This window comes from Streptomyces europaeiscabiei (genome assembly GCF_036346855.1).
Classification (GTDB): domain Bacteria; phylum Actinomycetota; class Actinomycetes; order Streptomycetales; family Streptomycetaceae; genus Streptomyces; species Streptomyces europaeiscabiei.
This window is the reverse complement of sequence record NZ_CP107841.1, coordinates 2,403,827-2,427,073: the sequence shown is the minus strand read 5'-3', so window position 1 is coordinate 2,427,073 and position 23,247 is coordinate 2,403,827. Positions and strand designations below refer to the sequence as shown.

General features: G+C 71.9%; 26 protein-coding genes. 15 read left to right on the top strand and 11 right to left on the bottom strand.

What is annotated here, in order from left to right; translation table 11 throughout:
- Nucleotide 1: 1 nt before the first annotated feature.
- Nucleotides 2-313: a hypothetical protein gene (locus tag OG858_RS10475; protein WP_256961025.1), complete on the top strand. Its 312-nt coding sequence runs from the start codon at nt 2-4 to the stop codon at nt 311-313.
- On the opposite strand, the gene OG858_RS10470 is transcribed toward OG858_RS10475, so the two are convergent.
- The 4 genes from OG858_RS10470 to OG858_RS10455 form a co-directional block, all read right to left on the bottom strand.
- Nucleotides 243-767, bottom strand: coding sequence for a hypothetical protein (locus tag OG858_RS10470; RefSeq protein ID WP_328544966.1), 525 nt, complete (start codon nt 765-767; stop codon nt 243-245). The genes OG858_RS10475 and OG858_RS10470 overlap by 71 nt on opposite strands.
- A gap of 43 nt (nt 768-810) precedes the next feature.
- Nucleotides 811-1,668 (bottom strand): helix-turn-helix domain-containing protein, encoded by an 858-nt coding sequence (locus OG858_RS10465; RefSeq protein ID WP_086753668.1) that lies wholly within the window; start codon nt 1,666-1,668, stop codon nt 811-813.
- Between the two features lie 244 nt (nt 1,669-1,912).
- Entirely contained in the window at nt 1,913-2,134 is a 222-nt protein-coding gene (locus OG858_RS10460) for a hypothetical protein (RefSeq protein WP_005477691.1), read from the bottom strand.
- Between the two features lie 29 nt (nt 2,135-2,163).
- Nucleotides 2,164-3,426 (bottom strand): inorganic phosphate transporter, encoded by a 1,263-nt coding sequence (locus OG858_RS10455; protein WP_086753666.1) that lies wholly within the window; start codon nt 3,424-3,426, stop codon nt 2,164-2,166.
- A gap of 536 nt (nt 3,427-3,962) precedes the next feature.
- Between OG858_RS10455 and OG858_RS10450 the strand changes: the two genes are divergently transcribed.
- From OG858_RS10450 to OG858_RS10440, 3 genes are all read left to right on the top strand, one after another.
- The gene (locus OG858_RS10450) at nt 3,963-4,703 is read left to right on the top strand and encodes a class II aldolase/adducin family protein (protein WP_319068005.1); all 741 of its coding nucleotides are present in this window, start codon (nt 3,963-3,965) and stop codon (nt 4,701-4,703) included.
- Between the two features lie 167 nt (nt 4,704-4,870).
- Nucleotides 4,871-5,998: an alpha/beta hydrolase family protein gene (locus OG858_RS10445; RefSeq protein WP_319068003.1), complete on the top strand. Its 1,128-nt coding sequence runs from the start codon at nt 4,871-4,873 to the stop codon at nt 5,996-5,998.
- 168 nt (nt 5,999-6,166) lie between these two features.
- Entirely contained in the window at nt 6,167-7,594 is a 1,428-nt protein-coding gene (locus OG858_RS10440) for a hypothetical protein (RefSeq protein ID WP_179201526.1), read from the top strand.
- Nucleotides 7,595-7,621: 27 nt separating this feature from the next.
- On the opposite strand, the gene OG858_RS10435 is transcribed toward OG858_RS10440, so the two are convergent.
- Entirely contained in the window at nt 7,622-8,044 is a 423-nt protein-coding gene (locus tag OG858_RS10435) for a VOC family protein (protein ID WP_060891872.1), read from the bottom strand.
- A gap of 253 nt (nt 8,045-8,297) precedes the next feature.
- On the opposite strand from OG858_RS10435, the gene abc-f reads away from it, so the two are divergent.
- The 3 genes from abc-f (at nt 8,298) to OG858_RS10420 (ending at nt 11,383) form a co-directional block, all read left to right on the top strand.
- Complete coding sequence (gene abc-f / locus OG858_RS10430; protein WP_319068001.1) at nt 8,298-9,896, top strand: ribosomal protection-like ABC-F family protein; 1,599 nt, start codon at nt 8,298-8,300, stop codon at nt 9,894-9,896.
- A gap of 348 nt (nt 9,897-10,244) precedes the next feature.
- Nucleotides 10,245-10,466: a helix-turn-helix domain-containing protein gene (locus OG858_RS10425; RefSeq protein ID WP_006123601.1), complete on the top strand. Its 222-nt coding sequence runs from the start codon at nt 10,245-10,247 to the stop codon at nt 10,464-10,466.
- Nucleotides 10,467-10,591: 125 nt separating this feature from the next.
- Nucleotides 10,592-11,383, top strand: a complete 792-nt coding sequence (locus OG858_RS10420; protein WP_319067999.1) for an enoyl-CoA hydratase/isomerase family protein — start codon at nt 10,592-10,594, stop codon at nt 11,381-11,383.
- A 24-nt stretch (nt 11,384-11,407) separates the two neighbouring features.
- On the opposite strand, the gene OG858_RS10415 is transcribed toward OG858_RS10420, so the two are convergent.
- The gene (locus OG858_RS10415; RefSeq protein WP_328544967.1) at nt 11,408-12,205 is read right to left on the bottom strand and encodes a nucleopolyhedrovirus P10 family protein; all 798 of its coding nucleotides are present in this window, start codon (nt 12,203-12,205) and stop codon (nt 11,408-11,410) included.
- Nucleotides 12,206-12,292: 87 nt separating this feature from the next.
- Between OG858_RS10415 and OG858_RS10410 the strand changes: the two genes are divergently transcribed.
- From OG858_RS10410 to amaP, 5 genes are read left to right on the top strand one after another with little or no spacing between them, the layout of a single operon-like run.
- On the top strand, nt 12,293-12,778 hold the full coding sequence (locus tag OG858_RS10410) for an Asp23/Gls24 family envelope stress response protein (RefSeq protein ID WP_328544968.1): 486 nt from the start codon (nt 12,293-12,295) through the stop codon (nt 12,776-12,778).
- Nucleotides 12,779-12,836: 58 nt separating this feature from the next.
- Complete coding sequence (locus OG858_RS10405) at nt 12,837-13,022, top strand: hypothetical protein (protein WP_328544969.1); 186 nt, start codon at nt 12,837-12,839, stop codon at nt 13,020-13,022.
- The gene (locus tag OG858_RS10400) at nt 13,019-13,393 is read left to right on the top strand and encodes an Asp23/Gls24 family envelope stress response protein (protein WP_319067997.1); all 375 of its coding nucleotides are present in this window, start codon (nt 13,019-13,021) and stop codon (nt 13,391-13,393) included. Before OG858_RS10405 ends, OG858_RS10400 begins: the two co-directional genes overlap by 4 nt.
- A complete protein-coding gene (locus OG858_RS10395) occupies nt 13,390-14,103 on the top strand; it encodes a DUF6286 domain-containing protein (protein ID WP_328544970.1) in 714 nt (237 codons plus the stop codon). The genes OG858_RS10400 and OG858_RS10395 overlap by 4 nt, the downstream gene beginning before the upstream one ends.
- Before the next feature lie 6 nt (nt 14,104-14,109).
- The gene (gene amaP / locus OG858_RS10390; RefSeq protein ID WP_328544971.1) at nt 14,110-14,688 is read left to right on the top strand and encodes an alkaline shock response membrane anchor protein AmaP; all 579 of its coding nucleotides are present in this window, start codon (nt 14,110-14,112) and stop codon (nt 14,686-14,688) included.
- A 175-nt stretch (nt 14,689-14,863) separates the two neighbouring features.
- Here the strand turns inward: amaP and OG858_RS10385 are convergent, their stop codons facing one another.
- From OG858_RS10385 to OG858_RS10365, 5 genes are all read right to left on the bottom strand, one after another.
- A complete protein-coding gene (locus OG858_RS10385) occupies nt 14,864-15,619 on the bottom strand; it encodes an SDR family oxidoreductase (protein ID WP_319067993.1) in 756 nt (251 codons plus the stop codon).
- Between the two features lie 5 nt (nt 15,620-15,624).
- Nucleotides 15,625-17,427 (bottom strand): glycoside hydrolase family 15 protein, encoded by a 1,803-nt coding sequence (locus OG858_RS10380; RefSeq protein ID WP_328544972.1) that lies wholly within the window; start codon nt 17,425-17,427, stop codon nt 15,625-15,627.
- Nucleotides 17,428-17,702: 275 nt separating this feature from the next.
- Nucleotides 17,703-17,996, bottom strand: coding sequence for a hypothetical protein (locus tag OG858_RS10375; RefSeq protein ID WP_086754469.1), 294 nt, complete (start codon nt 17,994-17,996; stop codon nt 17,703-17,705).
- Nucleotides 17,993-18,679 (bottom strand): sigma-70 family RNA polymerase sigma factor, encoded by a 687-nt coding sequence (locus OG858_RS10370; protein WP_319067990.1) that lies wholly within the window; start codon nt 18,677-18,679, stop codon nt 17,993-17,995. Before OG858_RS10370 ends, OG858_RS10375 begins: the two co-directional genes overlap by 4 nt.
- The gene (locus OG858_RS10365) at nt 18,676-20,232 is read right to left on the bottom strand and encodes a sodium:solute symporter family protein (protein WP_086749720.1); all 1,557 of its coding nucleotides are present in this window, start codon (nt 20,230-20,232) and stop codon (nt 18,676-18,678) included. Before OG858_RS10365 ends, OG858_RS10370 begins: the two co-directional genes overlap by 4 nt.
- A 167-nt stretch (nt 20,233-20,399) precedes the next feature.
- Between OG858_RS10365 and OG858_RS10360 the strand changes: the two genes are divergently transcribed.
- The 3 genes from OG858_RS10360 (at nt 20,400) to OG858_RS10350 (ending at nt 23,072) form a co-directional block, all read left to right on the top strand.
- Nucleotides 20,400-20,657 (top strand): DUF3311 domain-containing protein, encoded by a 258-nt coding sequence (locus tag OG858_RS10360; RefSeq protein WP_319265001.1) that lies wholly within the window; start codon nt 20,400-20,402, stop codon nt 20,655-20,657.
- Between the two features lie 67 nt (nt 20,658-20,724).
- The gene (locus OG858_RS10355; RefSeq protein WP_319264998.1) at nt 20,725-22,878 is read left to right on the top strand and encodes a carbon starvation CstA family protein; all 2,154 of its coding nucleotides are present in this window, start codon (nt 20,725-20,727) and stop codon (nt 22,876-22,878) included.
- On the top strand, nt 22,875-23,072 hold the full coding sequence (locus OG858_RS10350) for a YbdD/YjiX family protein (protein WP_319264995.1): 198 nt from the start codon (nt 22,875-22,877) through the stop codon (nt 23,070-23,072). Before OG858_RS10355 ends, OG858_RS10350 begins: the two co-directional genes overlap by 4 nt.
- Nucleotides 23,073-23,247: the final 175 nt, after the last annotated feature.

Here is a 23,247-nt window from a genome sequence, read left to right as displayed (position 1 = left end):
CATGGCAGACCGAGCGAGGGAAACAGCCTCGGCGCGCACGGGGAAGTCGGGCGTCTGGCGTGAACGGGTGACCGCGGCCGCTCCATTGGCGCTCTTCTGCTCCGTGATGGGGGTGCTGTCCGTCGGAGTGGGCGCTCTGGCCGCGCTGCTCGTGCCGAGCGGTGAGGTGCGTGCTCTCGTCTGGCTGGTGGTGACCGTGCTGGGCGCCGCCGGGGCCGGCCTGTGGTGGGGTCTGACCCCGGTCACGGAACGGCTCCGGGTCCTGAACCGGGCGCTCGGCCAGGCTCGGCCCCCAAGGCCGCATCACCGCTGACGGTGGCGCCACGAGAGCCGGTGGCGCCAGGAGAGCCGGTGGAGCGGTGCCGCAACGCGCCGCCCAGCCATGCGCCGAGAGCCGTGACGAGGGCCGCGCCCACCGCGCCGATCACGGCCGAGGCGAGTGGGGAGGCGTCACCGAGCCGTATGCCGGGACCGACCCGGGTGGCGACCGCGACGCTGAACAACAGGACACTGCCGCATGCCGTGCCGAGCAGCAGCCGCACGGACAGCGGCGGGACGGTTCCCGCCGCTCGGGCGCTCTCGACCTGACTGAGCGGCTCCGCCCGTTCGGGGTGCCGCACGGCGTACGCCCTGAGGTCGCCGTCGCCGAGCTCGGCATGCTCCTCCGGGTCGGTCCGCTCGGGCGGAACCTGCGGCGTGTCGCCCGCCGCGGAGGCGGGTGCCGTGCGCAATTCCCGCCACCACGCCCGTATTCCGAAGACCGCCATGAGGCCTCCCTCCCCGTTCGTCGCCCGGGCGTCCCGTCCCGGGTCAGTCGTTGTCCAGGCTCTCCCTGATCGCGTCGAGCGCCTCGATCATCCTCTCGCCGTGGTGAGCGATGGAGCTGATGTCCTCGAAGCACTCCTGGTAGCGCGCTGTGAGGGCCAGGTCGTCACGGTTCGACAGGCCCCCGGTGGGGCCCTCGATGTAGAGCAGGTCGTCGTCGTCCTTGAAACCGAGCAGGATGAACGGCGTGGTGGTGCCGTAGTGCGCTCCGACGGAGAACGGAAGCAGCTGGAGGCTCACACGAGGGTGTCGCGCCACGGTCTTGATGCGCTCGAGTTGCCGCCGCATGACCGCGGGACCGCCCACCACGCGTCGTACGGAGGCCTCGTCCAGGACGATGCCCACCTCGGGGCCGTGGTCGCCGTCGAGGGACCGCTCCTGCCGGGTGGTACGCAGTTCCACCTGTCGCCGCACCCGCGCCTCGGGAGTCCTGGCCGAGAGCAGAGCCGTGGCGTAGTCCTCCGTCTGCAGGAGCCCGGGCAGGACGATGGGGTTGTACATGCGGATCGTGTTGGCCGCGCCCTCGTACCCCAGGTACTGCGCGAACTGCGGTGAGACGAGGTCGCTGTACTGGGCCCACCAGGACTGGCCCTTGGAGCCTCGGGCGGCCTCCTCCAGCTCCGCGACCAGGCTCGTGTCCGTGACCCGGTACTGCTGGAGCAGTGCCCGCAGGTCCGTGACTCCGAGGCCGACCGTCCCCGCCTCGATCCTGATCAGCTTGGACAGTGACCACTCCAGGCCCTGCGCGGCGTCCCGCTGGGTCAGCCCGGCGCTCTCGCGCGCTTTGCGCAGCTCGATTCGCAGCCTGCGTCGATTCAGGCTCGGATCGATGTCCCTGGCCATGGTGCTCCCTGCCACATGTCGTCATTGACTTGTCGGGTCGCCACCTTCGCGTAGTAACTCCCTATCAGATTAGGTGAGTTCGCGAGTGGCGGCTAGCCGCCGTCAGTATGACATGTGTCTTTTCGGAGGTGGCGCACCCGCGCCGCGAACACAGAGAAAACCCCCGTAAGCGTCATGAAGCGCCTACGGGGGTTGCCTCTGGAGTTGTCGGTGTCGGCCCGAGAGGGCCATGGGATTTCCGGTCTCAGGTCATGATCAGGGAAATTCCGTACGCCACGGCCGCCGCGCACAGCGCGAAGCACACGTACGCCCCTGTGGTCGCGGCCGCCACCGAGTCGCCCCGGGTTGACGCCTCCTCCCGCTTGGAGAGGCCGACGATGCCCAGGGTGAAGAGGCCGACGAGGGCCACGGTGACCACGAGACTGACTCCGAAGACGGAGCCGAGAGCTGCCCAGTCGATGTGCATGGTGGTGATTCCTCAGGGAGTCGTGGGGCTCAGACGGCGGGCGTCGGCGTGGACGAGCCCGCCGGGGCCGTGGTCTCGGCGGCGGCCGTGGCCGCGGGGGCCGGGATGGTCGCCGTGAGGTCCTCGGTCACGGTGCCGACCGGCGGCGGAGTCACGGCGGCAATGGCCGTCGTCACCACACCGGGCGGCTCCTCGGTGTCGTTCACATTGGTGTGGTCGACCACCTCGCGGCGGGAGACCATCCAGATCGCGGCGCTGGAGGCGATGAGGAAGACCGCGACGACGGCCGTGCCCCACGCGCCGAAGGACGTCACCCACTCGGCGAGCGCGGCGACCAGCGCCGCGGCCGGCAGGGTCAGACCCCAGGCGACGAACATCCGGGTCGCGGTGGACCAACGGACCACCCCGCCCTTGCGGCCGAGGCCCGCGCCCATCACCGCACCGGAGACCGAGTGCGTGGTGGAGAGCGAGAAGCCGAGGTGAGAGGAGGCCAGGATGACCGTGGCCGCGCTGGTCTGGGCGGCGAAGCCCTGCTGCGGCTGGAGGTCGGTCAGGCCCTTGCCCATCGTGCGGATGATGCGCCAGCCGCCCAGGTAGGTGCCGAGGGCGATGGCCGCACCCGCGGAGACGATGACCCACACCGGCGGGTCGGAGTCGGGCGCGAGGGCGCCGCCGGCCACCAGGGCGAGGGTGATGATGCCCATCGTCTTCTGGGCGTCGTTCGTGCCGTGGGCCAGCGAGACCAGGCCCGCGGAGGCGATCTGACCGGCGCGGTAGCCCTTGCCGGAGGCCTTCTCGCTCGTGTGCCGACCGAGCCTGTACGTCAGCCGGGTGGCGAGCATCGCCGCGATACCGGCGACCAGCGGGGCGGCGACGGCGGGGATCAGCACCTTGGTGACGAGCACGTCGCCGTGCACCGCGCCCACACCGACCGAGGCGATGGTGGCGCCGATGAGGCCGCCCATCAGGGCGTGGGAGGAACTGGAGGGGAGCCCGACGAGCCAGGTCAGCAGATTCCAGAGGATGGCGCCGACGAGCGCCGCGAAGATGACCTCTGGCTGTATGCCGGACTCGTCGACGAGTCCCTTGGAGATGGTGTTGGCGACCTCGATGGAAAGGAACGCGCCGACAAGGTTGAGCACGGCGGACATGGCCACCGCGACCTTGGGCTTCATGGCGCCGGTCGAGATGGTGGTGGCCATCGCGTTGGCGGTGTCGTGGAAACCGTTCGTAAAATCGAACGCAAGCGCGGTGACGACCACGATCGCGAGGATCAGCGAGAAGTTTTCCATTTACCCGAGCTTCTTTCGGACGTCAGTGGCATGAGGACCGTAGGCAACCTGGGTGAACGGAAGGTGAACTGGGGCGGGCGCGTGGGTGTAGTGAATGAGGTGCCGCCGCTCCGTTTGTGCGTGGGCGGACCCGTCCGGCGTGACGGAACGGCGGCCCGACGTTCGAACTGAGACGGAATGCCGAGGTCCGCTGCCCCGCCGGCCCTTGGTGAACTGCTTCAACCGGCTCATCGACCCGTTGAACGGGTTCCGGTCACCCGGCAGGCTCCCGCTGCCGTTGTCGTGACGTCGTGTTCCCGCGGCTGCGACGGCGAGACGGCTGGAGAGCACGGGCCGTGATTCCGCACGGCAACGGCGGCGACGTGTGCGACGGAACCCGCGGAGGCTACTGGAGGATCGCCGAATCCCGTCGATCACCGGCCGATCGCCAACACCGGGCGACGTATGCGCATATGGCCTCCTCCGGAGGTCGTGTTCGACCCCGCGGTGCCCGGGCCCGGGGCCCGTCGGCGCGATCCGCCTGGCAGGATCACGGCATGGCTGAGCAGGGGAGCGACACCCGGGACGAGCGGGGCGCAGGTGAGGACGCACAGGGTGCGCGGGACGGGCGGGCCGGGCGGCGAAGAGGCGTGCCGGACGACGTGGCGCGCGCGTGGGACGAACTCGTCGCGACGGCCCGCCGGACGGTGGCCGACGGTCTGGTCGTCGGCACCTCCGGCAACGTGTCCGTACGCGTCGGGGACACCGTCCTGGTCACACCGACGGGAGTGCCCTACGACCGCCTGACTCCGGACGACATCACGGGCGTCGACCTCTCCGGCCGACAGGTCCTCGGCACACTTCGCCCGACGAGCGAACTGCCCATGCACCTGGCGATCCACACCGCCACCGACGCCCGTGCCGTCGTCCACACCCACGCCGTCCACGCGACGGCCGTCTCCACCCTCGTGAGCGAGCTGCCGCTGATCCACTACATGTCCGCGGCCCTCGGCGGACCCGTCCGAGTCGCCCCCTACGCGACCTACGGCACCCCGGAGTTGGCCGAGAACATGCTCCGCGCTCTGGCAGGGCGCACCGCTTGTCTCCTCCAGAATCACGGCACGATCGCCTACGGACACACCCTCTCCGAGGCCTACGACCGCACGACCCAACTCGAATGGATGTGCCAGGTCTGGCTGAGGGCCTCCTCCGTCCCCGGCCTCACCCCCCACCTCCTCACCCACGAACAGGTGAACGAGACGGGGGAGCGGCTCAAGGGGTACGGCCAGCCGAAGTAGCCCACTGCGTCCGGCCGAACCCGCCTCCGACCCCACCTCCGGCCTTACGCCGGCCCTCCACCCTCCGGCCGGCCCACTCGTCCGCGTCACCCCGCCCGGCCCCGCCCGGCTCACCCCCGCACGCACGCCCACTGGCCCAGGACGCGGTCCGCCAGGACACTGGATCCGTGCGTGGAGTCAGAGCGGCAGCCTCGGTCCTCGGGGTCGCGTTCGCCGCCGGCGCGGCCAGTGTCGCCGCGGGCCGGCTGGCGAGCGACGTCGCGCTGAAGGCGCCGCCGGGCGAACCGCTGCCCACGGAACCCCGGCTGACCGTGCACTCCACCGCCGCCGGCCGCATCGCGCTGACCCGTGCCTTCGCCTCCCGGCGCCCCGGCACCTACGGCCTCACCGGCGACGGCTCCCACGCGGTCGTCGGCAACGTCCTGGACGGCGCCACGCGCGCCCCCGACGCCGTCGTACGCCGCCTGGAGCGCGTCACCCACGGCACGCTGGAGCCGGGCGACAAGGTGTGGCTCACCCCCGGCCTCCACATCGGCGACCCGCGGACCGCGCTCGGCCTCGACCACGACGACGTCGAGGTCCCCGGCGAACTCGGCACCCTGCCCGCCTGGTTCGTGCCCGCCGCCCGGGACACCTGGGTGATCGCCCTGCACGGCCTCGGCGCCACCCGCGAACACACCATGAACGTCATGGAGTGCCTGCACCGCCACCATTTCCCGGTCCTCGCCCTCTCCTACCGCGGCGACCCGGGCGCACCCCGCTCCCCGGACGGCCTGAACCACCTCGGCGAGACCGAGTGGCGCGACGTGGACGCCGCCATCAGGTACGCCGTCCGGTCCGGCGCCGAGCGGGTCGTCCTGCACGGCTGGTCCACCGGCGCCACCATGGCCCTGCGCGCCGCCACGCACTCCGCACTGCGCGACCGTGTCGCCGGACTCGTCCTGGACTCACCGGTCCTCGACTGGGCTGCCACCCTGCGCGCCCTCGCCGCCGCCCGCCGCACCCCCGGCGCGCTGCTGCCCCTCGCCGTCCGCGCCGCCCAGGGCCGTACGGGACTGCGCGCCGCCCCCAGCGACCGGGACACCGTCCCGCCGGGGCTCAGGACGCCGACCCTGCTCTTCCACGGCCCCGACGACGCCGTCGCCCCCTGGGGCCCCTCCCGCCGCCTCGCGGCCCTGCGACCCGACCGGGTCACCCTCCGCACGGTCCGCCTCGCCCCGCACGGCGCCATGTGGAACGCCGACCCCAAGGCCTACGAGGAAGCCCTCCGCCGCTTCCTCACCCCACTGACGTAGGCCGCCGCGGGCCGTCGGCGACTGAGAGGTACGCCACATTCCGTTTAGTGCCGCACCAAGGTGATCCCATCGATGTCACCCCCTGGGGAACCCGTGCGTTGGCCACCCCTGTCGCCCGCTGTGACATTCCGTTTGGGTTTTCCGACCGTCAACCGGAAGACTGCCCCCGTGACGTCCCGTAACCCGCGCGACTCCAGGCTCCGACTCGTCGGCCCGCGAACCCTGGCCGCCGCTCCCCGAGCAGCAGTGACCCAGCGTCGCCGACCGGCTCCCCGGCCCCCGGAGGGCACGCCGCCGCCCGTGGAACTCGCCCGCATGGCCCGCGCCGTCCTGGCGGACGCGGCCCGCGTCGCCCACTGGGCCGATGCCGCCCTGCGCCCCGGCCGCGAGGGCGCGAGCCCCGACGGCAAGGGCACCCTCTCCGCCGCGACCGCCGAACGGGCCGCCGTCCACCTGGGGCTGACCCCGGATCAGGTCCGCCACGACTGGGACACGGCACGGCTGGCCGGACTCATCGAGGTGCACGGCGACAGCGCGCGCCCAGGCTGGCGGCTGCGCGCCTGGAACCGCGACGACAGCGCCGTGCTGCGCGGCTGGGTCGCGTTCTTCGACGCCTGGTCCATCGCCTACCCCGAGCCCGAGGACCGGGAGCCCGCAGCGGTCGCCGAGGTCGTCTCGGCCATGCCCCAGGTGCTCTCCTTCCTCCAGCTCTCCGCCGGGCCCGTCCCCGTCGAGCAGCTCCTCGACCTCCTGGAACAGCGGGTCACCGAACTGCGCACGGAGCGCTGCGAGGTCCCCTACAGCCCGCAGCCCGAGCCGAGACCGGAGCCGAGCCCGCAGCCCGAGCCGAGCCCGGAACCCGGCGCCGGGGACACCCCGCTCGCGCCCCTGCTCGACTGGTCCCTGCGCGCCCTCGCCTCCGTCGGCGCCCTCACCTACGACGACGCCCAGGCCACCCTCACCCCGCTCGGCAGCTGGGCGGTCTGGGTCAAGCTGGAGCAGATCTGCGTCGCCGCGCAGAGCCCCGCCGGGAACATCGAGGTCTCCGCCGAGGACATGCTCAGAGGCTGCGCCCAGCTCCGCCCGAACGCGGCCCGCGCCGAGTACCGCGCCTGGCTCGCCGCCCGCCCCGTCGGCGGCGCCGTCACCGAGCTCATCGACGCCGCCCGCGGCGAGGACGCCCTCATCCGGGGCCTCGCCTTCGAGGCCCTGCGCGTCGTCGGCGCCCCCGCCGAGCCCGACGTCCGCACGGTCGCCGACGAGACCCCGCTGCGCCCCTACGCCCTGCTCTGGCTCGCCGTGCACGACGGCGCCGACCCCGAGGACGCGCACGAGGTCCTCACCCGCGAGGAGGCCACCTGGCTCTGGGTCGACACCGCGGCCGCCGTCGCCGACCACGGCGAGGCCCCCCTCCTCGTACGGCATCTGGAGTCCGCGGTGCAGCCCACGGTCCCCGCGCTGCTCGCCGAGGTCCGCGCGGTCGGCCACCCCCGCACCGTCCAGGTCCTGGTCGCCCTCGCCGCCGCCCACCCCGACCCGGCCCTCGCCAAGGCCGTGCGCCGCGCCGCCTTCCAGGTGCACACCGGAGGCAGCTGACCGGGACACGGAGAACCGGGGCGCGCGTCAGCCGCCCGTCTCGGGGGCGTACGTGCCGAAGCTCCACACATTGCCCTCGGCGTCCCGGGCCATGTAGTCCCGCGAACCGTAGTCCTGGTCCGTCGGGGGCGTCAGGATCTCCACGCCGTGCTCCACGGCCCGCCGGTGGTGGGCGTCCACGTCGTCCACGACGATGTACACCCCGGCGGGCCCCGCGCCCTTCATCGCGCCGTCGAAGACGCTGCCGCTGCCCTTGGAACCGACCATCACCGCGCCGTTGCCCTGCGTCAGCTCGGCGTGCTGCACCACCCCGTCCTCGCCCTCGTACACCGAGAGCTCGGTGAAGCCCAGCGCCTCCGTGAGCTGCCTGATGGCGGCCTTGGCGTCCGCGTACAGCAGTGTCGGATAGACGCTCGGACGTCCGTCGCTCCTGCCCGTCATACCGATCACGACCTCTCCGTCGTCCGGAATACGACCCGCTGCTCAGTTTTGCACCCGCCACCGACAACGCCCCGGCGGGCGAGCGGCCCGGACCGATGCCCGGCGCGCCGGTGACCGAGACCACGTGATCCCTTGTCATACGGGCGGAAAACCGCTTGCTGCCCCCAGTTAGAATCGGCCTATGGCCATTCTCCTCGCGCATTAGACGGCGGGAACGTCCTCAGCCGCCCACCCGCCACCCAATCCGCCCTGGAGTCTGTCCGTGATCTCCGCCTCCGCCGTCGAGTTGCGCGCCGGTGCCCGCGTCCTCATCGAGTCCGCCACCTTCCGCATCGCCAAGGGCGACCGCATCGGTCTGGTCGGCCGCAACGGCGCCGGCAAGACCACCCTCACCAAGTGCCTGGCCGGCGAGGGCATCCCGGCCGCTGGCACCATCACCCGCTCCGGCGAGGTCGGCTACCTCCCGCAGGACCCCCGCACCGGCGACCTCGACGTCCTCGCCCGCGACCGCATCCTCTCCGCCCGCGGCCTCGACGTACTCATCCGCAAGATGCGCGACAACGAGCAGCGCATCGCCAACGGCCAGGGTTCCACCCGCGAGAAGGCGCTGAAGCAGTACGAGCGCCAGGAGACGGAGTTCCTCACCAAGGGCGGGTACTCCGCCGAGGCCGAGGCCGCCACCATCGCCGCCGCGCTCAACCTGCCCGACCGGGTGCTCGGCCAGCCGCTGCACACCCTCTCCGGTGGTCAGCGCCGCCGTATCGAGCTGGCCCGGATCCTCTTCTCCGACGCGGACACCCTGCTCCTCGACGAGCCGACGAACCACCTCGACGCCGACTCGATCGTCTGGCTGCGCGACTACCTCAAGACCTACCGCGGCGGCTTCATCGTGATCTCCCACGACGTCGACCTGGTCGAGACGGTTGTCAACAAGGTGTTCTACCTGGACGCCAACCGCGCCGAGATCGACGTCTACAACATGGGCTGGAAGCTCTACCAGCAGCAGCGCGAGGCCGACGAGAAGCGCCGCAAGCGCGAGCGGCAGAACGCCGAGAAGAAGGCCGCCGCGCTGCACTCGCAGGCCGACAAGATGCGCGCCAAGGCCACCAAGACCGTCGCCGCGCAGAACATGGCCAAGCGCGCCGACCGGCTGCTCGCCGGCCTCGACGCGGTACGGGTCTCCGACAAGGTCGCCAAGCTGCGCTTCCCGGAGCCCGCGCCCTGCGGCAAGACCCCGCTCACCGCCGAGGGCCTGTCGAAGTCGTACGGCTCGCTGGAGATCTTCACCGATGTCGACCTGGCCATCGACAAGGGCTCCCGGGTAGTCATCCTCGGCCTCAACGGCGCCGGCAAGACCACGCTCCTGCGCCTCCTCGGCGGCGTCGAGAAGCCCGACACCGGCGAGGTGCTGGAGGGCCACGGCCTCAAGCTCGGCTACTACGCGCAGGAGCACGAGACCCTCGACCCCGAGCGCACGGTCCTGGAGAACATGCGCTCCGCCTCCCCCGACCTGGACCTGGTCGAGATCCGCAAGACGCTCGGCTCGTTCCTGTTCTCCGGCGACGACGTCGACAAGCCGGCCGGGGTCCTCTCCGGCGGAGAGAAGACCCGTCTCGCACTCGCGACCCTGGTGGTGTCGTCCGCGAACGTCCTCCTCCTCGACGAGCCGACGAACAACCTCGACCCCGCCAGCCGCGAGGAGATCCTCGGCGCGCTGCGCACCTACAAGGGCGCGGTCGTCCTCGTCACCCACGACGAGGGCGCGGTCGAGGCGCTCCAGCCGGAGCGGATCATCCTGCTGCCGGACGGCGTCGAGGACCTGTGGGGCGCGGACTACGCGGATCTGGTCGCGCTCGCCTGAGCGAGTGACCGGCCGAATGGGTTGATCAACTGCGTATGGATCATTCGGCCCATCCGTGATCCATCATCTGTGTGAGATCTCCTCGTACCGAGGTGTGTCCTACATCGATTTCCCGGCCGAGCCCTTCTCCGCGAAGGGCTCGGCCGTCGCGCGTCTCTGACCTGGCACTTCACTGAACAACCCGTTCGGGTGTGCGGACGCCTCTGGGTGGAATCACAGGTTCCACTCGTGAGTACGCGCTCCTGTCGTCAAAACCTTGTCCTACGGACCTTGCCGAATGGGTGGCCATCGCGCGCCGGAGGGGTGATCATGAGGAGACCAGAGCGCACTTCCCATGAGGAGGACCGGGTGGCCGAGACTCTGAAGAAGGGCAGCCGGGTTACCGGCGCCGCGCGCGACAAGCTCGCGGCAGACCTGAAGAAGAAGTACGACTCCGGTGCGAGCATTCGAGCGCTGGCCGAGGAAACCGGCCGCTCGTATGGTTTCGTACACCGGATGCTCAGCGAGTCGGGCGTCACGCTCCGAGGGCGTGGCGGCGCGACAAGGGGCAAGAAGGCCGCCTCGGCCTGACGCCGGGCGGCCCATCGGCTTCGATGGTGGCCACCCGGTCGGTCGGCTGATCGACCGGGTGGTTACTGTGCAGTCACTTAGCATCGCTCCATTGCTCTGCTGACTGCACTCATCGGAGGCGCCCCATGGCTTCGCTCGAACCGCTGCTCGACCAGGACGGCGTACGGCTCACCGTCGACGACGCGATCGCCACGGTGACGCTGACCAATCCGGCCAAGCGCAACGCGCAGAGCCCCGCTCTGTGGCGGGCGCTCACCGAGGCCGGGCGGTTGGTGCCGGGCTCCGTCCGTGTGGTCGTGCTGCGTGCCGAGGGCACATCGTTCTCTGCCGGCCTCAACCGGCAGATGTTCACGCCCGAAGGCATCGAGGGGGAGCCGTCGTTCATCGATCTCGCGCGCCGTGATGACGCCGGGCTCGACTCGACCATCGCCGAGTACCAGGAGGCGTTCACCTGGTGGCGGCGCAACGACATCGTGTCCATCGCCGCCGTGCAGGGACACGCCGTCGGTGCGGGCTTCCAGCTTGCCCTTGCCTGTGATCTGCGCGTCGTCGCCGACGACGTGCAGTTCGCCATGCTCGAAACCAGCCTCGGGCTCGTGCCCGACCTCACGGGGACGCACCCGCTGGTGGGCCTCGTCGGGTACGCCCGCGCGCTGGAGATCTGCCTCACCGGGCGCTTCGTCCAGGCGGACGAGGCACAGCGGATCGGGCTCGCGAACCTCGCGGTGCCGGGCGACCAGCTCGACGACACGGTGCGGGATCTCGCCGGCGCGCTGGTGGCCGCGCCGCGGGACGCGGTGATCGAGACGAAGACGTTGCTGCGCGGGGCGCAGGGGCGTTCGTACGACGAACAGCGGGCGGCGGAGCGGGCGGCGCAGGCCCGGCGTCTGCGGGACCTCGCCGGCGTGGGGGAGTAGCCGGGGCGGAACCGCCCACAGGAATCAGCGGCCGGGGGGAGGCACGGCGGCCGTCACCGCCGTGATGAGTACCGCCACCGACGGACGGTCCGGCAGGGCCTCGCTCACCGCCGCTCGTACCTCGCGTGCCACGTCCAGGGCTCGTCTTTCCGCTGTCACCGCCAGTTCCAAGAGGATGTGGCGGCGCGGGAGGGCGGGCCCTGTCGCGATGTGGTCGCCGAGGGTGGTGGTGCGGCGCGTCGAGTGGATGACGCCGGGGACCGAGAGAGCCGCGGCGGCCGCGCGCGGGTTCTCGTCGTCGCCGACGGGCGGGGGCGCGGCGGGAGGAGGCGGCGCCGCGGCGGCGGGCGGGGGTTCGGGGGCCGGACGGGCAGGCTCCTCGTCGCCTTCCCACAGGTGTGTCACCCGGAGATCCACCTCTGTCACCCGCAGGCCGAGGCGTTCCGCGGCGGTGGCGAACAGGACGGTACGCAGGCGGGCCGCCAACGCCGGGAAGGGCTCCGCGGTCGGTCCCGCGACGGCCGCGAAGTCGGCCGTGACGCGGAGCCGGCCGGGTGGCAGCGCACTCGGGGGCGGTGGCACGGCCGCATCGTGCTCGTCGGAGTCGTCGGAGTCGTCGGAGTCGTCGGAGTCGTCGGAGTCGGCCGGGGAGATGCGGAGCGGTCCGAGACTGAGCCCTCGCAATGCGTTGGTCCCGCGGCGCAACACCGTTTCGGCGGCCCTCTCCGTGATCCACGCGCCGTCGTTCGGGCCGCCCAGGGGGAGCAGGCGTCCGAGCCCGAGCTGCCGGCGCACCGCCTTCGTCCATCCGTCCGCCGTCATTCCTCCAGCCTGCCGCATCCCCGGCGCGCGGCGCCGCAACCGCGCTTACTGTGGGTTTGAGGGGGATGACCGGAAGGGACGTACGGCATGACTGACGTGACGGAGCGGAACCGGACGGAAGGGCCCGACACCACCAAGGAGCCGACGCAGGTCGGGCGGAAGACCGCCCGGCGCGGCGGCGGAGATCCGGCGGAACGGGGGCGTACGAGCATCGCCGACGGCGTCGTGGAGAAGATCGCCGGGCTCGCCGCGCGGGAAGTGCTGGGCGTGCATGCCATGGGCAGTGGGCTGTCACGGACCTTCGGGGCCATGCGGGACCGGGTGCCCGGCGGGTCGAAGGCGGCCACCCGTGGCGTGAAGGTCGAGGTCGGTGAGGTGCAGACCGCGCTGGACCTGGAGATCGTCGTCGACTACGGGGTGTCCATCAGCGACGTGGCCCGTGATGTGCGCGAGAACGTCATCGCGGCCGTCGAGCGGATGACCGGTCTGGAGGTCGTCGAGGTCAACATCGCCGTCAGCGATGTGAAGCTGCCGGACGAGGAGGACGAGGAGCCGGACTCCCGGCTGCAGTGAGCGGAGCCTCGGCCCCGATGGAACGCGACAGGAGTCCTTGAGTCCCTAGGAGCGCAGGATGAGCTTGGCCGTGATCGGCATGATCGCCGGGATGGCGCTCGGCTTCGCCGGGTACTTCGGCGGATTCGGCGCCTTTCTGCTGGTGGCCGCGCTGGGTGCCGTCGGCTTCGTCGCCGGCCGGTTGCTGGAGGGGGACCTGGAGCTGGGCGACTTCTTCCGCCGGCGTGACGACCGACGCCGATGAACCCCGTGGACAGCGGCCGTCCCGCGGAGAGGAAGGCCGTTCCGTCCGGTGAGCGCGGGGCGACCCGGATCGCCGACCGGGTGGTCGCGAAGATCGCCGCGCAGGCGGCGCGCGAGGCACTGGTGGCGCCGACGCCGGACTCCGCGCCCCCGAACGCCACTGTCGTGGTACGTCACGAGACCGCGCGCGTCAGCGTCAGTCTCGGGCTCCCCTACCCCTCGGACATCGGTGGCCAATGCGCTGCGGTGCGTCGTCATGTCACCGAGCGGGTAGGGACATTGGCGGGAATGCATGTGTCGGAGGTGGCCGTCCAGGTGGAACGGCTGCACCCGGCGCACGCACACGACGTGGCACAGGGGAGGGCGCGATGAGCGGACCCCAGCGCTCCGACGGCAGCACTCGACGACTGCCTGTCATCGAGAAGGCCGACGACACGGTCGGCGCGTCGGCCGACGGCAGGGCGGCCGACCGTGAGCCGGACCAGTCGGCGTCCGCCGCCGCCTACGACCCGTTGCCCGTCCTCGACGGTGAGAACGGCAGGGAGAAGCGCTTCTGGTCCGCGCGCAGAACTCCCGCCGGCATCCTCGCGGTACTGCTGCTCGCAGGCGCGGGCCTTTTCCTGTACGACGTCGCCGCCGTCCGCGCCGACCGGCCCGCCATGGAGTGGCGCCGTTCGCTGGCCAGGCAGCTCGCCGAGCGGCCCCTCGACGACACCTGGGTGCTTGTCGGCGCCGCGGTCGCCGTACTCCTCGGCCTCTGGCTGCTCGTGCTCGCCGTGACCCCCGGGCTGCGCGACGTCCTGCCCATGCGGCGCGTCCATCCCCACGTACGGGCCGGACTGCACCGGGGCGCCGCCGCGCTGGCCCTGCGCGACCGGGCCATGGAGGTGTACGGCGTGCGCTCCGTGCGGGTCCGGGCGGGACGGAAGCGGGTCGACGTCCGGGCCGTGTCCCACTTCCGGGAACTCGACGAGGTACGGGCCGACCTGGGCGTCACGCTCGCCGACGGCATCCGGGGACTGGGCCTAGCCCGGCCGCCCGCCCTGTCGGTGCATGTCCGCCGGCCCGGCCGGAAGGGGTGAGGCACGGTGCTGAGGATCGTCAACCGGGTGCTGCTCGCAACCGTGGGGCTCGTCCTGCTCGTGGTCGGCGGTGCCGTCCTCGCCGTCGGACTCGGCGTGGACCCGCCCTCGTGGTGGCCGCACGACGGCCGGAAGGACGTGCTGCTCAGCGACGCGGAGCGGACGCGCTGGCACGACTCCGGCTGGTGGTGGCCCACCGTCATCGCCGTGCTCGCGCTCCTCGTCCTGCTCGCGCTGTGGTGGCTGACGGCGGTCCTACGCCGCCACCGCCTCGACGAGGTACTCGTCGACACCGGCGACGGAGAGGGCGCACTGCTGCGGGGGCGGGCGCTGGAGGGCGTACTCACCACCGAGGCGGCCGAGGCGGACGGCGTCGATCGGGCCCGCACCCGACTGACCGGCCGCCGCAACGCTCCCGAGGCCAGGGTCAGCCTCCTCCTCCAGCCCCACGTGAACCCCGGCGACGCCCTGCACACCCTGACCACGGAGGCATTGGCCCACGCCAGGGACTCAGCGGGACTGGCCGCGCTTCCGGCGGAGGTCCGGCTGCAAGGAGCCAGACACCGTGCGGAGAGGGTGAGCTGACAGCCGGTCTCGCCCCGGCTCCTCGACGGGCCCGTCCCGTCCCGCCCTGCGGCTCCGCCGCATGGGCGCGGCCCGTCTTGAGGACCTGGCTGCGGCGGCCCGCCCTGAAGACCTGCCTCTGGCGGCCCGCCCTCGACGAACAGCCCCTGACGACGCGCCCCCGGCGACCCGACCGTCAGAACCCGTGCCGCATGCCGCCGTCCACCGGCAGCATGATCCCCGTCAGATAGGACGCGGCAGGGGACAACAGGAACGCCCCGGCCCGCCCGAACTCCTCCGGCCGCCCATACCGCCGCAACGGAATCCGCGACTCGTGCGCCGTCCGGGTCGCCTCCGGATCCGCCGACATCCCGTCCAGCTCACGCACCCGATCCGTGTCGATGCGGGCGGGAAGAAGACCCACGACCCGGATCCCCCGCGGCCCCAGCTCGTCGGACAGCGACTTGGCGAACCCGGCCAGCCCCGGCCGCAGCCCGTTCGAGATGGTCAGCCCCGGAATCGGCTCGTGCACGGACCCCGACAGCACGAACCCGATGACGCCACCCTCGCTCAGCTCCTCGGCCGCGGCCCGCGCCAGGCGGACCGCCCCCAGGAACACCGACTCGAACGCGGCGGTCCACTGCTCGTCCGTGTTGTCGGCGACGAACCCCGGCGCCGGCCCGCCCACGCTGACCAGAATGCCGTCGAAGCCCCCGAAGTACTCACGGGCGGTGGCGATGAGCCGCCCGGCGGCCTCGGGGTCGGCGTTGTCCACGGCGACCCCCACCGCGTTCACTCCGAGCGCGGCCGCGGCCGCACCCACGCTCTCCTCCTCGCGGCCCGTGACGACCACCTTCGCGCCGTCGGCGACGAGTTCCCGCGCGACGGCGTTGCCCAGTCCGCGGGTCGCCCCGGTGACGATGTAGACACGGTCCTTCAGCCCAAGATCCATGACACCTATCCTGCCTCCTCCCCGTCGAAGAGGGCGAGGGCGGTGCCCACGAGACCGACATGGCTGAACGCCTGCGGGAAGTTCCCGAGCTGCCGGCCCGCGACGGGGTCGTACTCCTCCGCCAGCAGTCCCACGTCGTTGACCAGCCCCACCAGCCGTTCGAACAGCTCGCGCGCCTCGGCCGTACGGCCGGTCAGGTGCAGGGCGTCCGCCAGCCAGAACGAGCAGACGAGGAACGTGCCCTCGCCGCCCGGCAGCCCGTCGACGGAGCCGGTCGCGGCCGTGAGGTGTTCCGCGCCGTAGCGGCGGACGAGCCCCTCATGGCTCAGCTCCTCGCGGATCGCGTCGACCGTGCCGATGACCCGGGGGTCGTCCGGCGGCAGGAAGCCCATGAGGGGGATGAGCAGCAGCGCGGCGTCGAGTTCGCGGGAGCCGTACGACTGGGTGAAGGTGTTGCGGTCGGCGTCGTAGCCGCGTTCGCAGACCTCGCGGTGGATCTCGTCGCGCAGGGCCCGCCAGCCGTCGAGGTCGCCGCCGGTCAGCGTCGGGTCGTCCTCCAGGGTGCGGACGGCACGGTCGGCGGCCACCCAGCACATCACCTTGGAGTGCGTGAAGTGGCGGCGCGGCCCGCGCACCTCCCACAGCCCCTCGTCCGGCTTCCGCCAGGCCGACCGCAGATACTCCATCAGCGCGCACTCCATCCGCCACATGTCCGGCTTGTCGGGCAGGCCCGAACGCCGGGACAGGAACAGGGAGTCGATGACCTCGCCGTACACGTCCAGCTGGAGCTGGTGCACGGCGTCGTTGCCGACCCGGACCGGGCGTGAGCCCTCGTAACCGGACAGCCAGGGCAGGTCGTACTCGGGGATCCGCCGCTCGCCGGCCAGGCCGTACATGATCTGCAGATCGGCCGGGTCGCCCGCGGCCGCGCGGAGCAGCCAGTCGCGCCAGGCCTCGGCCTCCTCCTGGTAGCCGCAGGCCAGCAGCGCGCCGAGGGCGAGGGTGGAGTCGCGCAGCCAGCAGTGGCGGTAGTCCCAGTTGCGGACGCCGCCGATCTCCTCGGGCAGGGAGGTGGTGGCGGCCGCGACGATGCCGCCGGTCGGGGCGTAGGTGAGGGCCTTGAGGGTGATCAGGGAGCGGACCACGGTGTCCCGGTGCGGGCCGTGGTACCGGCAGCGTGCCGCCCAGGCCTGCCAGTCGTGGAGGCTCGACCGCAGCGACCGGTACGGGTCGACGAGACGGGGGCGGGGTTCGTGCGAGGGATGCCAGGTCAGCACGAACGCGACCTTCTCACCCGGCTCCACCGTGAACTCCGCGTACGTGGCCCGGTCCTCGCTCCACGACCGCACCCCGGGTTCGCTGCGCAGCCACACCGAGTCCGGGCCGGCGACCGCCACGCGGTGACCGTCCGACCTGCGCATCCACGGCACGACCGAGCCGTAGTCGAAGCGCAGGCGCAGGGTGCTGCGCAGGGTCACCCGGCCGGACAGGCCCTCCACGATGCGTACGACGTCGGGGGCGCGGTCGCGCTGCGGCATCAGGTCGGTCACCCGCACCGCGCCCTCGTCCGTCTCCCACTCGGTGTCCAGGACGAGCGAGTCGCGCCGGTAGGCCCGTCGTGTGCAGGTTCCGCCCTCTGCGGGCGCGATTCTCCAGTGGCCGTTGTCCTCGTCGCCGAGCAGCGCGGCGAAGCAGGCGGCCGAGTCGAACCGGGGCAGGCAGAGCCAGTCGATGGAACCCTGGCGGCTCACCAGCGCGGCCGTCTGGTGATCGCCGATGAGCGCGTAGTCCTCGATGTGGGGGTGCACGGGGGATCGGGTTCCCGGAGCCGGGGGTGATCAATCCGACGGATCCGGGGGCGTCGGCGGCCGGGCGGGGGCGGGTTTCACTCACCGGCGCTCGCCGGGTGCCGCTGCGCCCACCTGTGCCGCCCCAGCGCCACGACGGCCCGGAGCCGGGGCGGGAGGAAAGGGCGCAGCCCCTTCAGGGGCGCGAGAGGACCTGCGCGATCAGTCACCGCGGCCCGCAGATGTGCACGGTGGTGGCGACCCCCTCGGCCGGCCCGGTTCCCTTCTCGTCCTTGTCAGCCGGGTCCCGCTCCCGCCGTCGTCCCTCCCACCCCCGAGAAGATCACCCCGGAACCGGACGGGGCCTGGTTGAGGACCCAGAGGCCGAGCAGGGTGGCGAGGGTGAAGACCAGGAGGACGAGGATCGCGAGGACGAGGCGGCGGCGGCGTTCGCGCCGGAGCCAGTCGCCGCGGGCCGTGCGGTAGGCGTCGGGGGCGGCGTGGACCCCGCCCGCCAGCGCGGCGAGCGCCTCGGCCAGCTCCCGCTCGGTGCGGTCCCGACCCGTGTCGTTGCCGGTGGTGTCGTTCATCGCCGGGCCTCCATCGCCTGGGTCAGGGCGGCGAGGCCGCGTGCGGTGTGGGTCTTGACCGAGCCGCAGGAGATGCCCATCGCGGCCGCGATCTCGCTCTCCTTCAGCCCGAGCCAGTGGCGCAGCACGAGCGCCTCCCGCTGCCGGGCGGGCAGCTGCTGGAGCGCGACGATCAGCACCCGCTGGTCGTCGTGGAGCAGCGCGGTGCTCTCGGCGGAGGCGACCGGCTCCTGAGCGGCCGGGGCCTCCACATGCCTGCGGGCGACCTGGAGATGCCGTATCCGCATCCTGGTGAGGTTGCAGACCGTGGAGCGGAGGTACGCCTCCGCCGCCTCGGCGTCCCGCAGGCGCCGCCACTTGCGGTAGATCTGGTAGTACGCCTCGGCCACCACGTTCTCGGGATCGTCGGCGCCCAGCAGCACCGCGAGCCGCAGCATCGAGGAGTAGTGCAGCTCGAACAGCCGGGCGACACCCACCTCGCGCTCCACGTCGGAGGGGTCGCCCAGGGCGCCCTGCGGCAGCGCGGGGTTCGAGGCCGGCGCGGGGTCGGCGGCGAGCGCGGCGTTCGGGCCCAGTGGCTCGGCGGCGGCCGGAGCCGGTATCCGGCCCAGTGGCTCGGCGGCGGTCACGGGTGCCGAAGCCGCCGGGGCCACCGGCACACGCATGTGCTGTCTGCGTCTCACGTGTTGCTCGCTCCCGTCTCGGGGCGCCGCCTGACGGTCAGGCGGGACGGTAGGTCGGTCGCGTCGGCGCCGCGCGGGACACCGAGCCGTTCGAGGACCGTGGTGCCGAGGACGGCGACGGTCAGGTTGAGCAGGAGGGCGAGCAGACCGGCGTAGATCTCCAGCGAGCCGCCGCCCAGGAGCACGATCGAGGAGAACCCCTCGCGCACCACCAGGAAGGTGCCGGTCGCCATGCCGACACCCCACCCGGCGAGCAGCGCCCGGGGATGCAGCCGCCCGGTGAACAGGCCGACCGCCACCGCCGGGAAGATCTGCAGGATCCACACCCCGCCGAGAAGCTGGAGGTTGATGGCGTCCTGGTCGCGGAGCCCGAACACGAACGCCACCGCCCCCACCTTCGCGGTCAGCGACACCACCTTGGCGATACGCACCTGCCGCTTCGGCGTGGCCGTGGGCTGGAAGTACTCGACGTACACATTGCGGACGAAGCCGGTGGCGGCAGCGATCGACATCACCGCCGCCGGGATCAGCGCGCCCACGGTGATCGCACCGAACACCAGTCCGGCCAGCGGCCCCGGCATCAGCTGGTCCACCAGCATCGGCACGGCCGCCTCGGCACCCCCCTCGGGCGCCCGCACCCCGGCAGCGAGCGCCGCGATGCCGAGGAAACCGAAGAGGGCCAGGAGTCCCGTCCAGGCGGGCAGCGCCACGGCGACCTTGCGGACCGTGCGAGGCCCGTCGGCGGCGAACCCGGCGGTGAGCACATGCGGGTACATCATCAGTGCCAGCGCCGAACCGAGCGCGAGGGTGGCGTAGGCGGGCTGCTGCTCGGGGGCCAGCAGCAGGGCGGACCCCTCGACGCCGGTTCCGCTCAGCCGCGCCGCCGCCCCCTCGAAGACCGCGCCAGGACCGCCGAACCGTTCGAGGACCAGCCAGCACACGGCGGTCAGCGACACGAACACGGCCACCGCCTTCAGCGCCGAGATCACGGCGGGCGCCCGCAGCCCGTGCCGGTACGTCGCCACCGCGAGGCCCGCGAACAGCGCGACCATCACGAGATCACCGGCCGCGCCCTTCGGGTACACACCACCGGCCGTCAGCACCGCCCTTATGCCGAGCAACTGCAACGCGAGATACGGCATCGTCGCGAGGATCCCGGTCAGCGCGACCACCAGGGCGAGCGGCGCCGAACCGTACCGCCCGCGCACGAAGTCCCCGGCCGTCACGTACCCGTGCCGCCTGGCCACCTCCCACAGCCGGGTCAGCAGTACGAAGGCCAGCGGGCAGACGATCACCGTGTACGGCACCGCGAAGAAGGCGGGCGCCCCGTTGCCGTACGCCAGTCCGGGCACGGCGGTGAAGGTGTACGCGGTGAAGATCGTGCCGCCGAGCAGCAGCCAGGTCCACACCGGGCCGAGGCTGCGGTCGGCCAGCGCCCAGCTCTCCAGCGAGGGCAGCCGGTCGGTGGGGCGCAGCCGGCGCGCGGTGACGGCGAGCAGCGACGCTCCGCCGATCACGGCGAGGAACGTCGCGGTCATGGCAGCGTCCGCCATGGGTCACCGTCCTTGGTGTGCCTGGGCCCTCGCGTGTTGGTTGCCCGGGTGGCCGGTTCGGAGGACACGAAGCGGCGGGAAATCTTCTGGAAATTCGCTGTCAACCGGATCCGGCGAGTGGGCAACTCTTGCACAGACCCACAGCGATCGGGAGAGGAGCACAGCCCATGGCACACAACGATCACCGGCGGCTACGGCGCGTCGCGATCGCCGTACTGCTCCTCGCCCCCGCCGCGGGACTGCTCTGGGTCCCCTGGTACGCCGGCGCGGAGCCCCGGCTCGCGGGCACGCCGTTCTTCTACTGGTACCAGCTCGCCTGGGTCCCGGGATGCGCCCTCTGCCTGCTCGCCGCATACGCGCTGACGGACCGACATCGCCCGGACGGGCAGTGCTCGGACGGACGGCGCTCCGACCGACATCGCTGAACCGTACTGACGCCCCGCGCTCTCCCCGCTTCTCTCCGCCGAACACTCGTTGAATTCAGGAGCCGCCATGTCCCGATCAGTCATGCCCGAATCCGGTCCCGAGACGCCGGAGAGATCCCGGATGTCGCCCAGGTCGATCGCGCTGTGGATCGCGGTCGCCCTCGTCGGCGCGATCGGCTGGGCCGTGCTCGCCCTGTCCCGGGGCGAGGAGATCTCGGCCGTCTGGCTGCTCATGGCGGCCCTCGGTTCGTACGCGATCGGCTACCGCTTCTACTCGCGGTTCATCGTCCGACGGGTGCTCCAGGCCGACGACACCCGGGCCACACCGGCCGAACGGCTCGAGGACGGCGTCGACTACCACCCCACCGACAAGCGGGTGCTGTTCGGCCACCACTTCGCGGCCATCGCCGGTGCGGGCCCGCTGGTCGGACCGGTGCTGTCGGCCCAGATGGGCTATCTGCCGGGCACCATCTGGATCATCGCGGGCGTGATCTTCGCGGGGGCGGTCCAGGACATGATCGTCCTCTTCCTCTCCATGCGCCGGGACGGCAAGAGCCTCGGCCAGATGGCCCGCGACGAGATCGGCAAGGTGGGCGGTGCCGCCGCGCTGATCGGCGTCTTCGCCATCATGATCATCCTGCTCGCGGTGCTCGCGATGGTCGTCGTCAACGCCCTCGCCGAGTCCGCCTGGGGCACCTTCTCGGTCACCATGACCATCCCGATAGCCCTATTCATGGGCTTCTACCTGCGCTATCTGCGCCCCGGCCGGGTCGTGGAGACCAGCTTCATCGGCGTCGCCCTGCTGCTGCTCGCCATCCTCGGCGGCGGCTGGATCCAGGACTCCTCGCTCGCCGAGTACTTCGTCTGGAGCCCCGAGACCCTGGTCTTCTGTCTGGTCGGCTACGGCTTCGTCGCCTCCGTGCTCCCCGTGTGGATGCTGCTGGCCCCGCGCGACTACCTCTCCACCTTCATGAAGGTCGGCACCATCGCCCTGATGGCCGTCGGTGTCGTGGTCGCCGCCCCGAACCTCCGCGCCGAGTCGGTCACCGAGTTCGCCCACACCGGCGCCGGTCCGGTCTTCGCCGGCTCCCTCTTCCCCTTCCTCTTCATCACCATCGCCTGCGGCGCCCTGTCCGGCTTCCACGCCCTGGTGTCCTCCGGCACCACGCCGAAGCTGATCCAGAAGGAGTCCCAGGTCCGGCTCATCGGCTACGGCTCCATGCTCACGGAGTCCTTCGTCGCCGTGATGGCACTCATCGCCGCGTGTGTGCTGGAGCCCGGCCTCTTCTACGCCATGAACTCCCCGGCCGCGCTGCTCGGCCCGACCGTCGACACCGCCGCCGAGGCGGTCAAGAACCTCGGCTTCACCATCACCCCGGAACAGCTCACCGCGGCGGCCAAGGCGGTCGAGGAGGAGACGCTCGTCGGCCGCTCCGGTGGCGCGCCCACCCTGGCCGTGGGCATGTCGGAGATCTTCGCCGGAGTCTTCGGCGGCGCCGGGATGAAGGCCTTCTGGTACCACTTCGCGATCATGTTCGAGGCGCTGTTCATCCTCACCACGGTGGACGCCGGTACCCGCGTCGGCCGCTTCATGCTCCAGGACATGCTCGGCAACGTCTGGAAGCCGATCGGCCGCGTCACCTGGAAGCCGGGCATCTGGATCACCAGCGCCATCGTCGTCGGCGCCTGGGGCTACTTCCTCTACGCCGGCGTCACCGACCCCCTGGGCGGCATCAAGCAGCTGTTCCCGCTCTTCGGCATCGCCAACCAACTGCTCGCCGCGGTCGCCCTGGCCGTCACCACCACCGTCCTGATCAAGTCCGGCAAGCTGCGCTGGGCCTGGGTCACCGGTATCCCGCTGGCCTGGGACGTGGCCGTCACCTTCACCGCCGGCTGGCAGAAGATCTTCTCGGACAACCCGGCGATCGGCTTCTTCGCCCTTCGCGACAAGTACGCGGCGGCCATCGACAGGGGTGAACTCCTGCCGGGGGCCACCACCATGGACGACATGCACACGATCGTCCTCAACAACACGGTCGACGGCGTGATCATGGCGATCTTCCTGGTCCTCGTCCTCACGGTCCTGGTCAACTGCGCCGTGGTGTGCGTCCGCGCCGTACGCTCCCCGGTCCCGCTGCCGTCGACCGAGGCACCGTACGTCGAGTCGCGCATCGACGCGGCGGAGCGGGGCGAGGAGGAACTGGTGGGGGCCCGCCGGTGACGGCCCGCACCGCCCGGCACTGGGTACGGACCGTCCGCTGGTACCTGCGGGAGCTGACCGGAGAGGTGGAGTACGACCGCTACTGCGACCGACACCGCCGCCACCATCCGCGGACACCGGTCCCGACCCGCCGGGAGTACGACGTCTGGCGAACCCTGCGCAGAGAGGAACACCCGGAGGGCCGCTGCTGCTGAGGCACCGGCCACGACGCGAGGACACACAGCACCGCCGCCACCCACCGGCGGCCCCCAGCTGCGGGAAGCCCCGCAGCTGGGGCGGTCGCCCACCAGTCGTCCCGGCTACGGTCACCGCCGCCGACGTGGTCGCCCACCTGCTGGTGCACAGTTGCGGGCAGTGGTGCCGCTGGGG